Below are 14936 nucleotides of genomic sequence, written 5' to 3' on the forward strand. Positions count from 1 at the left end.
TCTCATCGGCTGACGGGCGTCAGCGGGACTCGAACGCGTCTCTTCCGAGCTCACCGAGGCATTCTTCGACGGCCCGTGCGACCGTCTCGGCGTACGCGCCGTCCGAGTCCAGGTCCGGGTCGAACACGGTCACCGAGGCGCCCCACGCGCGGGGAGCGAGGCCGCGGAGCAATGCGATGAGCTCGTCGGGAGCCAGCCCTCCCGGATCCGGGCTGTCGACAGCGGGCATGTGCTCCGGGTCGAGCACGTCCACATCGACGTGAAGCCAGAATCCACGTTCCAGACCGGGTGCAGTGAGGATCTGCGCGGCTGCGCGCACACCACCGTGCAGGATCACCCGCGCGGCCGGGACCGTCAGACCGATCAGATCCGACATCTCCGCGACGTGCTCATCCTCCGGTCGGCAGCCGATGTGCGCTGTCGCCTGCGCCTCGAAGTACGGACCGAGCCCGTCGATGTCGGCGATCTCAGGAGGATGATGCCCGATGGCGGATGCGAGGTCTTCACCTGCGAGGCTTAGATGATCGCGCCCTGATTGCGCACGGTGCCTGCGGCCGCTGTCCGCCGTCGTCGACGTAGCGACCGAGCAGCACGACGCCCCAGTCGACGGCACCCAGTCCGTGCAGCGCCTCATGCAATCCGGCCTCGCGCAGCGCCTCCGGCGCCTTGGCTGTGCCGGGTACCGCGCCGGGCTGCGGTGGCCTGAGTCCGAGATTCGACGGGGCGGAGATGATGGCGATCACGGGGTCAGCGTCCCCCGCGGCGTCTTGTACGGCTCGGCTACTCGACGTCACGCGTCGATCGACTCCCGTGAGAGCTGATCTGACGAGTCGACGATGAACTCCCGGCGAGGCGCGACCTCATTGCCCATCAGCAGTTCGAACACCCGGCCTGCGGCCTCGCCATCCTCCATGCGCACGCGGCGCAGCAGCCGCCCGCCGCGGTCCATCGTCGTGTTCGCCAGCTGATCGGCATCCATCTCACCGAGGCCCTTGTAGCGCTGGATCGGCTCATGCCAGCGCTTGTTCGCCTTGCGGAGCTTCGTGAGCAGCGCGTGCAGTTCCTGCTCGCTGTAGGTGTAGATCGTCTCGTTGGGCTTCGAACCGGGGTTCATCACGATGACCCGGTGCAGCGGTGGCACTGCCGCGAACACGCGTCCCTCTTCGATCAGCGGACGCATGTATCGGAAGAACAGCGTGAGCAGCAGGGTGCGGATGTGCGCGCCGTCGACGTCGGCGTCGCTCATCAGGATGATCTTGCCGTAGCGCGCAGCGCCGATGTCGAACGTGCGGCCGGAACCGGCGCCGATCGTCTGGATGATCGCCGCGCACTCCGCGTTCGAGAGCATGTCGCCGATGGATGCACGCTGCACATTGAGGATCTTGCCGCGAATCGGCAGCAGCGCCTGGATCTCACTGTCGCGAGCCCGACGCGCCGTTCCCAGCGCGGAGTCGCCCTCGACGATGAAGAGCTCGCTGCGCGAGACGTCGTTCGATCGGCAGTCCACGAGCTTGATCGGAAGCGACGACGACTCCAGAGCATTCTTGCGTCGCTGGGTCTCCTTGTGCGCGCGAGCGGAGACGCGCGCCTTCATCTCGGAGACGACCTTGTCCAGCAGCTGGCTCGCCTGGTTCTTGTCGTCGCGCTTCGTCGACGCGAAGCGCGCACCGAGCTCCTTGCGGAGCACCTGAGCCACGACCTGGCGCACGGCTGGTGTGCCGAGCACCTCCTTCGTCTGGCCCTCGAACTGCGGTTCGGGCACCTCGACGGTGAGCACAGCCGTGAGGCCGGCGAGAACGTCATCCTTCTCGACTTTGTCGTTCCCGACCTTGAGGCGACGGGAATTCTGCTCGACCTGGGCGCGCAGCACCTTGAGCAGCTCCTGCTCGAACCCTTGCTGGTGCGTGCCCCCCTTGGGCGTCGCGATGATGTTCACGAACGATCGCGTGACGGTCTCGTAGCCGGTTCCCCAGCGCATCGCGATATCGACGCGGCACTCGCGTTCGACCTCCTGCGACGTCATGTGGCCGTTCGCCTGCAGCACGGGTACCGTCTCCTTGAAGGATCCGGTGCCCTGAATGCGCCAGGTGTCGGTGATCGGCGCATCTACGGCCAGATAATCGACGAATTCCGCGATGCCGCCGTCGTAACGATACGACGTCTCTGCGCTCTCCTCGCCACGCTCGTCGCGCACGACGATCTCGAGTCCGGGGACGAGGAATGCGGTCTGGCGCGCGCGGTTCTCGAGCTCTCCGAGCTGGAAGGCGGCATCCTTCGTGAAGATCTGACGATCAGCCCAGTAACGCACTCGTGTTCCGGTGACGCCGCGTGGAGCCTTGCCTGCGATGCGCAGTTCGCTGCTCTTCTCGAACGGCGAGAACGGCGCATCAGGACGCTTCTCCCCCGAGTCCTTGAAATTTCCGGGCTCGCCGCGGTGGAACGACATCGCATAGGTCTTTCCGCCGCGGTCGACCTCGACGTCGAGTCGCTCGGAGAGGGCGTTCACGACGGATGCGCCGACACCATGAAGGCCACCGGATGCCGCGTATGAACCGCCGCCGAATTTTCCGCCGGCGTGCAGCTTGGTATAGACCACCTCGACGCCGGTCAGTCCGGTGCGCGGTTCGATGTCTACGGGAATGCCGCGGCCCCGGTCATGCACCTCGACACTGCCGTCTGCATGCAGGATGACATCGATGCGCGTGCCGTTGCCCGCGACGGCCTCATCGACGGAATTGTCGATGATCTCCCACAGGCAGTGCATGAGACCGGGCGAGCCGTTCGACCCGATATACATACCCGGGCGCTTGCGAACCGCTTCAAGGCCTTCGAGAACCTGAAGATGATGGGCGGAATACTCAGCGGTCACAATCCTCGATTCTATTCGTGAGGAAGCGCCCAGCCCTGCAGACACTCCCCTGCAGAGCCACTCAGGTGGGCCCGGCGTACGCGCTGAGCGAAACACGCCGACTATCGGGCATGACTATCAGCCAGCCGTGGTTGTATTGAGCACATTCCCCACTGGAGATGCCGATACCCGAGGAGGCACCGAGATGAACGCTACAACCGAACGTGAGCCCTCCACAGTCGAGTACCGTCTGACCGCGATGGACCGCTGCGACTCATGTGGCGCACAGGCCTACATCGCCGCTGAGGTCAACGGCTCCGAACTACTCTTCTGCGCCCACCACGGCCGCAAGTACGAGGAGAAGCTTCGCGACGTCGCCACCTCCTGGCACGATGAGACCGCGCGTCTCGTCGACGCTGTCTGACACAGCTCGTCGTACGACTGATTCGTCAGTCCCCGATCACCCGTCGCACCCCAGCGGTGAGGCGGGTGACGATCTCTTCGCCGACGGTGCCGATCCGCTCGGCGAGCCTCGTGGCATCCGATTCGCCCTGCTCCCCTGGACCGAACACGGTCGTCGGCTCACCGACCCGCGCACCGGACCAGCCCCGCACGAGGGTACTGGTCGCGTCGATCCGCACGATCTCACGTACACCACCGGGTGTGCCGATCATCGCGCCGGCAAGGGTGGACGGCAGACCGTGCAGCGCCCCGACCCCTATCAGCACGTCGTCGCCGCGCTCCTCGATCACCCGCGCACGCAACGCCGCGATCGGCGTGATGCCCGGGATCTCCGGTCCGTCGGCTGATCGGATGCCGTAGCAGAACGCACCGATCCGGCACACTGTGCCGCGCAGCTCCGGGCGCCACCATGACGCTGCAGAGGCGGTCAGGTGCAGCGCCCGAGGTGTACCGCCGGCCGCACGCAGCACGTCGACCGCGCTGCGGAACTCGCGGGCGGCCTCGTCATCCTCCGCGTCGCTCGCCTCGGCCAGGTGACTCCACACCCCGACCACTTCGATCAGTCCCGCACGCTGCGCGGCCATTGCATCGGCGATCACCCGTGGCCAGTCCTCCGGGCGGATTCCGTTACGGTGCAGCCCGGTATCGATCTTCAGATGAATGCGCGCGGTGATCCTGAGCCGACCGGACATCTCGATGACGCGACGCAGATAATCCGATGCCCCCACGCCAAGCTCTATGCCAACTGCAAGTGCCTGCTCGATCTCATCATCGCTCGAATCCGCCCAGGCGAACACTGTCGCCCGGCCTGTCTGCTCGCGGATGCGCAATGATGTGTGCACGTCATAACCGCCGAAAGAATCGACCGGCTGCGCTGCGCCGACCGCCGCTGAGGCGGCCCATTCCACGCCGTGGCCGTACGCGTCGTCCTTCATCGCGAGCATGAGTTGCGCGGGAGCGATTCGATCCTGCACTGCAGCGAGATTCTGCAGGAACCGCGTGCGCGAGATCTCGAGTGTCGGGGTCATCAACGCGTCCATTCGCGCACCGCCTTGGATCCGGCGACGGTGATGAGTTCGGCGATGCCGAGCCCTGTGACATCGGCCCAGTCCGCCAGTGCATCACAGGCGACGCCGCTGCCGCCGAAATAGACGACGTCCGCACCCGTGGCGACATCGGCAGCCGAGTCCTGAAGATCGACCACGCACACGTCCATCGCCACACGTCCCACGATCGGTCGCAGCGCGCCGTCGATCTCGACGTACGCGGAGTTGCCGAGTGCGCGGACGATCCCCTGCGCATAGCCGCCGGTGACCAGTGCCACCGTGGTGTCGGCGGAGGCTCGATGGAGATAACCGTAGGAGACCGCCTCACCGGCTCGCAGCGGCTTGGTCGAGACGATCCGCCCCACAAGCTGCATCGCGGGCGTCGTTCCAGAACCCGGAAGGCCATAGAGCACGCTGCTGTCGACGTCTGCTTCTCCCGACGTGACGGCGTGGAGGCCATGGCCACGCACGAGATCGGCGATGTCGGCATCGTCGACGAGGACGGTATGCACGCCGGCATCACGCACCACAGCGGCGGCCTGAAGCACGCCGTGTCCGAGAGCGTCGCCGCGCAGATCGGCCAGTTCGCCACCGCGGGCGGCGGCCTCGCCCGCGCCCTCGCGCAGCGCTCCCGCCGAGACGAGTGCGCGCGGAAGGCTCCTGGTCGGTGTCACCGCCTGCTGGCCTCGATCACCGGACGGTGCCTCGCTCGGCTGCCGGTGCGGATGCCGGTGGCACTGACCCTGGTCTCGTAGAGCCCCGGTGTCCAGTTGCCCTCGATCAGCATGGGACCGTCGGGGCCGACGGCGACGTCCCAACCGATGTACGGCACGGTGGGCACTTCCTTGGCAGCGCGAGTGACGAGGTCGACCACGCGGTCCCACATCGGCACCTCGAACTCGACGATCGACTTGCCCGAGTCAGGGTGCGTCTCGTAGCGCGACTTGTGCTTGCCGGTGTGCCCTGGCCCGAACGACTTTCCGTTCTCGTCGATCATCGTGAAGAACCCGCCCCAGGTGAACTGATCGCTCACCGCACCGCGACCGAACTTCTGCGCGGCCATCAGCACGTGCACCTTCGTACCGTCGAAGAACGTCGCGACACGTGTCGTGTTCACTGTGCCCTCGCAGTACTCGGAGAGGTAAGGATGCTGCTCGATGCGCTGTTCGATGAGCCGCTGTCCCTTGTCCCGGAGTTCGTCGCGGAACGCGTTCCAGTCAGTGACCTCTGACGCCTCGTACCGGAAGACGCCTTTGCCCTCGCGGCCGACAGGAGTCTTCGCGATGAACACCGGGTTCTTCTCGGCGAAGGCGCGCAGGCCGTCGGCATCCACCTCATCGAGGTCGAGCCACTCGCGGCCGAGATACTCGGTGAAGCGGCGGTTGAAGGTGATCTTGTTCTCGAACTGCAGCACGTCCGTGCGGTCGTTGAGCGCCTGCGCCAGATGATGCTGGATCAGCGAGGTCATGAATGTCTTCCGCTCGCTCTTCGTCAGCAGCGCGAAGTCGGCCTCGTAGTAGTCGATGTATGCCGTGTCGTGAAAGGCCGCCCAGACGAGCATGTCGACGAAGACCTTCGGCGCCCACTTGCCCTGCTCCTTCGCGATCTGAGTCGCGAACGCCCATACTCGTCGCGGATCGAACGAGGTGAGGCGCCTCAGGAGGTACTTCAGGCGCGCAGTGAGTGCGACGTCTCGAGACAAGAGGAAAGACCTTTCGGCAGGGGCATGTCAGAACGACTCATGCTACTCGCTCCACCTGCCCGGGACCGTGGACACCTGCGTGTTAGCCTGGGTCGGTGGATCAGAAGCGGTTGCGTGTCCGGTATCTTCTCGACCGGGCTCGGCGGCTCAATCCGACGCAGCTGATCGAGCTGGCGCACCAGGTGAAGAAGGTGTCGAAGGCACCTCTCCCCGTCATCATCGCCGACATGCTGTGGTGCTCGGTCCGTTACGAGATGGGCTTCCGCGACTACGCCGTGTGGGACATCCGCATCCTGAATGCCCGCGAGCGTGCGACATGGATGACGCACCCCAAGGCGTTCCGTCTGAACCGGACTCTGAACGGCCCGGACTCCAAGGTCATCCTCGGCGACAAGATGCGCTTCCTTGCAGACTTCGCCGATCTCACCCGCCGCGAGTGGATCGATGCCGCGGCGGCATCCGACGAGGACCTGCGCGCCTTCATCGACCGCCACCCCCGCGTGATCGCCAAGCCGGCCGCCGGTGAGGGCGGCGCGGGCATCGGCATCTACGACACTGCCGAGGTCTCAGACGTAGCGACCTGGCGTGCACTGCTCGTCGAGCGCGACCAGACGTTGCTCGAAGAGGTGCTGACGCAGCACGAAGACCTGAACAGGCTGTACCCGGACAGTGTGAACACCGTGCGGATGATCACGTACCGCGATCCGTCGGACGAACTGCACGTGATCGCATCCGTGCTGCGGATCGGCAACGGCGCGGTGATCGACAATTTCGCCTCGGGCGGCATGTTCACGATGCTCGACGACGACGGCGTCGCCCTGTACCCGGGCGTCGACAAGCAGTCGAACATCTACCACCAGCATCCGACCACCGGCACGACCATCAAGGGCCTTCAGGTGCCGTTCTACCCGCAGGTGGTGGAGATGATCGCCGATGCTGCGAAACGGCTTCCCACGGTGCCCTACGTCGGCTGGGACATCGCGATCACACCCGACGGCCCCGCGCTCATCGAAGCGAACCACAATTCGAGCGTGTTCCAGATGAAGCCCTCAGCGTCCGGCATCCGCACCGGTCTGCTCTACCGCTACCGCGACGCGATCGGCGCGGACGTGGTCGACGACAAGCGCTGATCCGCCGGCCCGGCTCCGAGGCGTCATCAGCCCCGGCGGCGGCGCACGGTATCGATTGCGACCGTGAGTTCGGGCGCACGGAACACGGCAAGCAGTCCGATGTAGACCAGCACGCTCGTCGCACCGATGAGCGCAGAACCGAGCGCTCCCCAGATCATCCCCTGCAGCATCCAGCCCTCCGCTCCACCTGAGAGCACGAACACTCCCCATCCCGCAGCTCCGGCCGGGATGGCCATGAGAACGAAGCGGCACAGCGCCCACCATGTCGCACCCAGGCCCAGGGGCCCGATCTTGCGACGAAGCAGAATCGTCGCGATCACCGTCTGCACGATCCCGGACAGCGACTGCACGAATGCCACAGCAGCAGCCAGGTACTCCACCGGGACGCTCGCAGCGACGGCGAGTGTCAACGCGAGCACCAACGTTCCTTGGACGATCGTGAAGATGAACGGAGTACGTGCGTCGCCGTAGGCGTAGAACGTCCGCTGGATGACGAACAGCACCCCCATGGGGACGAGACTCACCAGATAGGCGATGAGTACGGGCGCCATCGCACTCGCGTCCTCGGCTGTATTGCTGAAGACGCGAGAGGCCGGGACTGCTGCTGCGATCACGGCCGCCGCGGCGATCACGGTGAAGAGTCCGAGGATCCTGATCGATTGACCGACGTCTGCTCGAAGTTCACTGTGGCGCTCGGCGGCGGAATGCTCGCTGATCCGAGTGAAGTAGGGCGTCCCGATCGCGAGAATGATCATCGAGTACGGGAGCATGTACACGAGCCAGGCGTATTGAGAAGCCGCTGTGGAGGCGTGCTCGCCGGAGGCCGTCGTGATCGTGAGCGACTGGACGATACCGACCGCTTGGCCGATCAAGGTCGTCAGCAGCGTCCACGTCGCGAGCTTGCCCATGTGGCCGAGCCCCATGCCCCGCCAACGGAAGTCGAGCCGCAACGGGATGCCTGCACGTCGCCAGAACAGCGTCAGAACGACTGTCTGCGCGACCACACCGAGCGTCGCGGTACCCGCGAGCACCAGCACCATCGAACCGTCCCACCCGTCGAGAGTGTTGCGGTTCTGCCCGAACAGCACGATGAACACTACGAAACCGGCGATGGAGACGAAGTTGTTGACGATCGGCGCCCAAGCATAGGGGGCGAACATCTTGCGGGCGTTGAGGATCTCGCCGAGCAGTGCGAACATGCCGTAGAAGAACAGCTGCGGGATGCACCAGTACGCGAATTGTGTGGCAAGCGCGTGCTGCTGCGGCGAGTCGAAGTTCGAGTACAGGTCGATCAGCAGCGGGGCGCACAGCGTCGCCACAATCGTGACGGAGCCCATGATCAAGGCACCGAGCGTCAACAGTTTCGCAAGGAATGCGTGCCCGGTGTCCTTCTGCGTTGCAGCGCGCACCACCTGTGGCACGATCACGCCTGTGAGCACTCCGGCTGAGATCACCTGATAGATGCTGTTGGGCAGCGCATTGGCGACGGCGAACGCATCAGGTGCTCTACCGACCGAGTTGATCGCGATGACGAGCACGACAGTGCGCAGCAGGCCGGTGATCCGCGATGTGAGCGTACCCGCCGCGATCATGGCGCTGGCGCGACCGAGTCCCATGCGTGTGGTGATTCCCCTCCGCGCCCGTCGTCAGTGATCCGACGTCAGACGGTGCGTTCTCAGACGGTGCGGATGATGCCCATCGGGGTGGACTCGCGTCCCTGGCCGAGCGGGTTGTCCTTCAGGATACGCACCAGACGCTGTTCGCCGGCCTTGTCGAGTGTCGAGCCCAGGATGTTCCCACCGAGGTCGTTGATGTCTACGACTGCGACGTCGGCCTTGCCACCGATGAGCGACTTGAGATGAGTCGCCACCTGGCGAGGGTTCTTCGGCCCCAGCACGACCGCCTCGTTGTACGGCGGAATGGTGTGAGTCGTCGGACCGTCGATCGCACGAGCCTTGTCGCCGGCTATGCGGTAGAAGTCGCCCTTACGGCCGAATGCCTTCGTCAAAGCCGCGACGGCGGCAGCGAGCAGGATGCGCGGCGTGCCGCATTCCCGAAGCGCCATCTCCATCGTCTCCGGCATGCCGAGTCCGATGCCGTACGGCGTGCGCGTGACGTACTTCGACAGGAACAGCGCGAGCTTTCGAGGCTGGATCTCGTCAAGACGGTACGAGCGCCCCTGGGTGATCGCCACGATCTTCTCGGTCACGAACAGAAGGTCGCCCGGCTGCACGGCATCGGCCGCGTACTCGGTGACGATCTGGTCGATGTCGTCGTCTGGCATGACGACGCGCGTGCGCAGCGGGATGCGGGCGTACTTCTTGCCGTCGACGCTCGTCTCGAGCGCCTTACCGTCGTTCGCCTGCATCACTCGAGGTAGTCCCGCAGCGACTGCGAACGGCTCGGGTGGCGCAGCTTCGCCATCGTCTTCGACTCGATCTGGCGGATGCGCTCGCGCGTGACGCCGAACGTGTCGCCGATCTGGTCGAGGGTCTTGGGCTGACCGTCGCCGAGGCCGAAGCGCATGCGAATCACGCCGGCTTCGCGCTCGGAGAGCGAGTCGAGCAGCTGCTCGAGCTGACGCTGCAGCATCGTGAAGCCCACTGCGTCGGCCGGGACGACCGCCTCGGTGTCCTCGATGAGGTCACCGAACTCGCTGTCGCCGTCCTCGCCGAGAGGAGTGTGCAGAGAGATCGGCTCGCGACCGTACTTCTGCACCTCGACGACCTTTTCCGGCGTCATGTCGAGCTCACGGCTGAGTTCTTCCGGAGTGGGTTCGCGACCGAGGTCCTGCAGCATCTGGCGCTGTACACGGGCGAGCTTGTTGATGACCTCGACCATGTGCACCGGGATGCGGATCGTGCGAGCCTGATCGGCCATGGCGCGGGTGATCGCTTGACGAATCCACCAGGTGGCGTACGTGGAGAACTTGAAGCCCTTGGTGTAGTCGAACTTCTCGACCGCACGAATGAGGCCCAGGTTCCCTTCCTGGATGAGGTCCAGGAACTGCATGCCACGACCGGTGTACCGCTTGGCGAGAGAGACCACGAGGCGCAGGTTGGCGCCGAGCAGGTGGCTCTTCGCGCGGTGGCCGTCGCGGGCGACCCATTGCAGGTCGAGTCCGAGCTGGCTGGTCTTCTCCGCCGCGGTCATGTTCGACAGCTTCTCCTCGGCGAACAGACCGGCCTCGATGCGCATCGCGAGCTCGACCTCTTCGGCCGCGTTCAGGAGCGCGACCTTTCCGATCTGCTTCAGGTAGTCCTTGACAGGGTCGGCGGTGGCGCCGGTGATCTGCGTCGAGTAGACCGGGACGTCGTCCTCGTCCTTGGATGTCAGGACGATCGCGCCGGTGGGAAGCGGCTCGGTGAACGCCGGCTTCTTGTCGTCGTCGTCAGCGTCGTCGGCGACGACTTCCCCATCGGGAGCGTCTTCCTCGACGACGTCATCGGCCTTCTTGCGCCGTACTGGCGCCTTCTTGGCTGCGGGAGCCTTCTTGGCTGCGGGAGCCTTCTTGGCTGCCGGCGTCTTTGCAGCAGCGGTCGTCTCCGGCTCGACGTCTTCGGTCGAGGCAGCCTCGGCTGCGGTCTTCGTCTTCGTCGTCCGGGAGTTCTTGGTCGCGGCAGGAGTCACGTTTCGCCTTTCACGGGGCAGCGCGCCCGCCCCGGGACATTTCGGACACTAGTAAGACCCTTGTCAAGTCATCAGCCTTGCGGCCGATCATTGACAACGGGTCGGATTACCAGTATCGCACACGATTGAGGCTACGGACGCATCTCGCGCCCGTGGTGCTCACCCGCTCGTGATCGCACCGCTCAGGGTCGCGGACGCTTGTCGTCATCACCCGGTCGCCGAGTAGCCAGGTAACGTTCGAGCTCAGCCGCGAGCTCGTCCGCACTGGGCAGGTCCCGCTCATCGAAGCCGCCTTCGTCGAAGCGATCCAGGTCTTCGGGATTCCGACCGGCCATGTACGCGTCGTAGCGGTGCTCGAGGGTCTCCACCATCTGACGAAGCTCGTCGTTTCCGGTGACCTGCTCGTCCACTTTTCCGAGGTACTCTTCACGACTCTCCCGGAGATCGTCGAGAGTGAGCACGATCCCAGTCGAGCCCATCACGCGGTCGGCGGCGGCGATCACCGCATCCGGGTACTCGGTCTCTGCGAGGTAATGGGGTACGAGCAGCACGAATCCGACGATCCGGTCACCGCGTTCGGCGAAACGGTACTCGAGCAGATGGCCCGCGGTTGCGGGAACCTGCGTACGCGGGCGCCAGACGGAAAGGCTCGCCGTGATCTCCTTGCGATTGCCGCTGACCGTCGTGCTGATCGGACGCGTGTGCGGCACCGGCATGGCGATCGAGTGCACCCAGGTGACGCCGGAGACGTCGAATTCCTCAGCGAGCGCGAGAACCTTGTCGCTGAACGCATTCCACGCGAAGTCGGGTTCGTAGCCCGCGAGAAGGAGGAACTGCTGACCGAGAGTGTCGTGTGCGAGCGACAGCTCGAGTCGCGACGGCCTGAACTCCGTGAGGTGGTCCTGTTCAAACACGACGATCGGGCGACGCGCCCGGTAGTCGAGAAGCAGATCGTTGTCGAAGACGATGACCGGCTGTGGATCGGACACATCGCGAAGATGGTCGATGAGCCCTGACACGGCGTTTCCGGCATCCGTGAATCCGGTGAGCAGGATCACGAGAGGCAGCCCCTTGGGGACGGCAGGGGCGTTGGCGACGCGTTCGTACAGCTCTCCGGAGACGGGCATGCTCCCATGCTACGAGCAGCGGGTCGTGCCAGGGGCGGCTGCGTCATGCTCACAGCGAACAGATCCGAGGAGCGACGGTCTCTTCGAGCCTAGGATGGAGACATGACGCTTCCTGCGCTCTCGCACACCGCCAATCGATTCCCCGGGAGCGCTGCCGACGCAGCAGTGCTCGTCGTCCCGGACACAGAAGCGTTCCCCGAGGCTCTGGAGGACTATCCAGGACTCGCTGAGGTGCTCGCGGGTATCGGCTTCACCGGATCCGCTTCTGCATTCGCCCGCGTCCATCTGCCGTCGTTCACGCCATTGCCGTTGGCTGTCGTCGGCGTCGGCAGCAAGCCCGATGGTGCGGCGGTACGCGAAGCCGCAGGTGCCGCGCTGCGCACGTTGACCGGATTCGAGCACATCGCGCTCGGACTCGCGGGCGATCTCGATCAGTTCGCCTCCGAGGCCGCAGAGGGCGCAGTCTTCGGCGGATACCGCTTCGAGGGATATCGTGCCAAGCCCGGCAAGTCGCGCGCCAGCGAAGTGACCGTGCACAGCGGCTCGCTCTCGGAGGACGACGTCTCACGTGCCCAGATCCTCGGCGACGCCCTCGCACTCGTGAAGGATCTCGTCTCCGTACCCGCGGAGTGGCAGAGCCCGGCTGAACTCGCGCAGAGCGCGGTCGAAGCTGTCGCCGGTCTCGACGTCACCGTCGATGTACTCGACGAGGCTGCTCTCGCCGAACAGGGCTTCGGCGGTGTGCTCGGCGTCGCACAGGGCTCCGACCGCCCACCTCGCGTCGTCCGGCTCGACTACTCCCCGGCCGACGCCGCCAGTCATATCGCACTCGTGGGTAAAGGCATCACCTTCGACACCGGCGGACTCTCGCTCAAGCCCGCAGCGAGCATGGTCGGCATGAAGTTCGACATGGCAGGCTCTGCCACGGTGCTCGCCACGCTGCGCGCGATCGCATCGCTGAAGCTGCCTGTACGCGTCACTGCATGGATGTGCATCACCGACAACATGCCCTCCGGCAAGGCGACGCGCCCGGGAGATGTTCTTCGGATGCTGGACGGCACGACGGTCGAGGTGCTCAACACGGATGCCGAAGGACGCCTCGTGCTCGCCGACGGTCTCGTCGCCGCGAGCCGCGAGCATCCCGACGTGATCTTCGACGTCGCCACCCTCACCGGTGCCGTGCTCGTCGCACTCGGCCACCGGCACACCGGGGTCATGGGCGACGACGAGGCCGTGGCCGAGTACCTGACGGTGTCGGAGCAGGCCGGGGAACTCGCCTGGCCGCTGCCCCTGCCGGAGTACATGCAGGACTCGCTCGACTCGCCCATCGCCGACATGATCAACGCCAACATGAGTGACCGGGCGGGCGGCACGATGTTCGCCGGGCTCTTCCTGCAGCGCTTCATCGGTCGCACGAGCGACGAGGACGACGCCCCGCGCATCCCCTGGGTGCACCTGGACGTCGCCGGCTCAGCCGAGCACGGCAGCTCACCGTACGGATTCACAGACAAGGGCCCCACGGGTGCGACGGTGCGTTCACTCGTCGCGTTCGCCGAGGCTCGCGCACAGGAGGCATGATGACCACGCATACGTTCGACATCGTCGTACTCGGTGGCGGCAGCGGCGGTTATGCCGCGGCTCTTCGCGCGGCCGAACTCGGCAAGTCAGTCGCCTTGATCGAGAAGGACAAGGTCGGCGGCACCTGCCTACACCGCGGCTGCATCCCGACCAAGGCACTGCTGCACGCCGCCGAGGTCGCAGAGCATGTACGCGACGCGGCATCCGTCGGTGTGTCGGCGACGTTCGAGGGCGTCGACGCCGCAGGAGTGCGCACCTACCGCGAGAACATCGTCGCCAAGAAGTTCAAGGGACTCGAGGGCCTGATCAAGGCCAGGGGCATCACCACGGTGGCAGGACTCGGACGACTCGACGCCGATCGCAGTGTGCGCGTCGGCGACGATGTGTACGTCGGCGCTGATGTGGTGCTCGCCACCGGCTCATACAGCCGGTCGCTGCCCGGGCTCGAGATCGGCGGACGCATCATCACCAGCGAGCAGGCCCTCGCGCTCGACGTGATTCCGGAGCGCGTGCTGGTGCTCGGCGGCGGCGTCATCGGCGTGGAGTTCGCAAGCGTATGGCGCTCTTTCGGCGCCGAGGTGACGATCATCGAGGCGCTGGAGCACCTGGTACCCAACGAGGACATCGCCCTCAGCAAGGGCCTTGAGCGCGCCTTCCGTCGGCGCGGCATCCAGTACTCGCTCGGCACCCGTTTCCAGACGGCGACTCAGGATGACTCGAGCGTGACCGTGACGCTGGAGGACGGCAAGACCTTCACCGGCGACTATCTGCTGGTCGCCGTCGGACGAGGCCCTGTCACGGATGACCTCGGCTTCGAGGAGGCCGGCGTCACGCTGGATCGCGGCTTCGTGACGGTGAATGAGGAGCTTCGCACCGGAGTGTCCGGCCTGTGGGCCGTCGGCGACATCGTTCCCGGCCTGCAGCTCGCACACCGCGGATTCCTGCAGGGCATCGCCGTCGCGGAGCGGATCGCGGGGCTCTCCCCCGCGCCGATCCCCGAATCGCAGATCCCGAAGATCACGTACTGCAACCCGGAGGTCGCATCGGTCGGCGTGACTGAGCAGGCTGCGGTCGCGGAGCACGGCGCGGACGCTGTCGTGTCGTACGAGTACAACCTCGCCGGCAACGGCAAGAGCGAGATAATCGGCACCACCGGTCTCGTCAAGGTCGTGCGACTGAAGGACGGCCCCGTGGTGGGAGTGCATCTTCTCGGCGATCGTGTGGGTGAGCTGATCACAGAGGGTCAGCTGGCCGTCGCCTGGGAAGCTCACCCCGAAGACATCGCCCCGCTCATCCACGCGCACCCCACGCAGAGCGAAGCCCTGGGCGAGGCATTCCTCGCACTCGCCGGAAAACCACTGCACGCTCTCTGAACACCAACCGGTGTCAGGGTCACTAAGCTGAACATGTCAC

The 14936-nt window shown here is 65.5% G+C and carries 13 protein-coding genes; 4 read left to right on the plus strand and 9 right to left on the minus strand.

The genetic code is table 11. The features are described from left to right. Nucleotides 1-19 precede the first annotated feature (19 nt). Nucleotides 20-634, minus strand: coding sequence for an arginase family protein (locus HDC95_RS04385; RefSeq protein ID WP_259061956.1), 615 nt, complete (start codon nt 632-634; stop codon nt 20-22). A 156-nt stretch (nt 635-790) separates the two neighbouring features. Beyond that, nucleotides 791-2869 carry a type IIA DNA topoisomerase subunit B gene (locus HDC95_RS04390; protein WP_396652651.1) on the minus strand — a complete coding sequence of 693 codons (2079 nt, stop codon included), beginning with the start codon at nt 2867-2869 and terminating at the stop codon, nt 791-793. Between the two features lie 184 nt (nt 2870-3053). On the opposite strand from HDC95_RS04390, the gene HDC95_RS04395 reads away from it, so the two are divergent. Beyond that, a complete protein-coding gene (locus HDC95_RS04395; protein WP_259061957.1) occupies nt 3054-3272 on the plus strand; it encodes a hypothetical protein in 219 nt (72 codons plus the stop codon). Nucleotides 3273-3297: 25 nt separating this feature from the next. On the opposite strand, the gene HDC95_RS04400 is transcribed toward HDC95_RS04395, so the two are convergent. Genes HDC95_RS04400 through HDC95_RS04410 form a run of 3 tightly spaced genes read right to left on the minus strand, consistent with a single transcriptional unit; the run spans nt 3298 to nt 6058 of the window. Then, on the minus strand, nt 3298-4338 hold the full coding sequence (locus HDC95_RS04400; RefSeq protein ID WP_259061958.1) for an alanine racemase: 1041 nt from the start codon (nt 4336-4338) through the stop codon (nt 3298-3300). Beyond that, nucleotides 4338-5030, minus strand: a complete 693-nt coding sequence (locus HDC95_RS04405) for an alanine racemase (RefSeq protein ID WP_259061959.1) — start codon at nt 5028-5030, stop codon at nt 4338-4340. The genes HDC95_RS04400 and HDC95_RS04405 overlap by 1 nt, the downstream gene beginning before the upstream one ends. Continuing rightward, complete coding sequence (locus HDC95_RS04410; RefSeq protein WP_259061960.1) at nt 5027-6058, minus strand: sugar-transfer associated ATP-grasp domain-containing protein; 1032 nt, start codon at nt 6056-6058, stop codon at nt 5027-5029. Before HDC95_RS04410 ends, HDC95_RS04405 begins: the two co-directional genes overlap by 4 nt. Nucleotides 6059-6153: 95 nt before the next feature. Between HDC95_RS04410 and HDC95_RS04415 the strand changes: the two genes are divergently transcribed. Next, the gene (locus HDC95_RS04415) at nt 6154-7188 is read left to right on the plus strand and encodes a sugar-transfer associated ATP-grasp domain-containing protein (protein WP_259061961.1); all 1035 of its coding nucleotides are present in this window, start codon (nt 6154-6156) and stop codon (nt 7186-7188) included. A gap of 26 nt (nt 7189-7214) precedes the next feature. Here HDC95_RS04415 and murJ read toward each other — a convergent pair whose 3' ends face one another. The 4 genes from murJ to HDC95_RS04435 all read right to left on the minus strand — a co-directional run bounded on the left by murJ (nt 7215) and on the right by HDC95_RS04435 (nt 11945). Then, nucleotides 7215-8804 carry a murein biosynthesis integral membrane protein MurJ gene (gene murJ / locus HDC95_RS04420; RefSeq protein WP_259061962.1) on the minus strand — a complete coding sequence of 530 codons (1590 nt, stop codon included), beginning with the start codon at nt 8802-8804 and terminating at the stop codon, nt 7215-7217. Between the two features lie 59 nt (nt 8805-8863). Further along, a complete protein-coding gene (locus tag HDC95_RS04425; RefSeq protein WP_259061963.1) occupies nt 8864-9556 on the minus strand; it encodes a coenzyme F420-0:L-glutamate ligase in 693 nt (230 codons plus the stop codon). Beyond that, entirely contained in the window at nt 9556-10818 is a 1263-nt protein-coding gene (locus HDC95_RS04430) for an RNA polymerase sigma factor (protein WP_259061964.1), read from the minus strand. The genes HDC95_RS04425 and HDC95_RS04430 overlap by 1 nt, the downstream gene beginning before the upstream one ends. Before the next feature lie 182 nt (nt 10819-11000). Continuing rightward, nucleotides 11001-11945 carry a proteasome assembly chaperone family protein gene (locus HDC95_RS04435; RefSeq protein WP_259061966.1) on the minus strand — a complete coding sequence of 315 codons (945 nt, stop codon included), beginning with the start codon at nt 11943-11945 and terminating at the stop codon, nt 11001-11003. 102 nt (nt 11946-12047) lie between these two features. On the opposite strand from HDC95_RS04435, the gene HDC95_RS04440 reads away from it, so the two are divergent. Together HDC95_RS04440 and lpdA are read left to right on the plus strand one after the other, a co-directional pair. Beyond that, the gene (locus HDC95_RS04440) at nt 12048-13523 is read left to right on the plus strand and encodes a leucyl aminopeptidase (protein ID WP_259061968.1); all 1476 of its coding nucleotides are present in this window, start codon (nt 12048-12050) and stop codon (nt 13521-13523) included. Beyond that, nucleotides 13523-14896 (plus strand): dihydrolipoyl dehydrogenase, encoded by a 1374-nt coding sequence (gene lpdA / locus HDC95_RS04445; RefSeq protein ID WP_259062222.1) that lies wholly within the window; start codon nt 13523-13525, stop codon nt 14894-14896. Before HDC95_RS04440 ends, lpdA begins: the two co-directional genes overlap by 1 nt. The last annotated feature ends 40 nt before the right edge of the window (nt 14897-14936 follow it).

This window comes from Microbacterium sp. AK031, from assembly GCF_024807145.1.
In the GTDB taxonomy this organism is placed as follows: Bacteria; Actinomycetota; Actinomycetes; order Actinomycetales; family Microbacteriaceae; genus Microbacterium.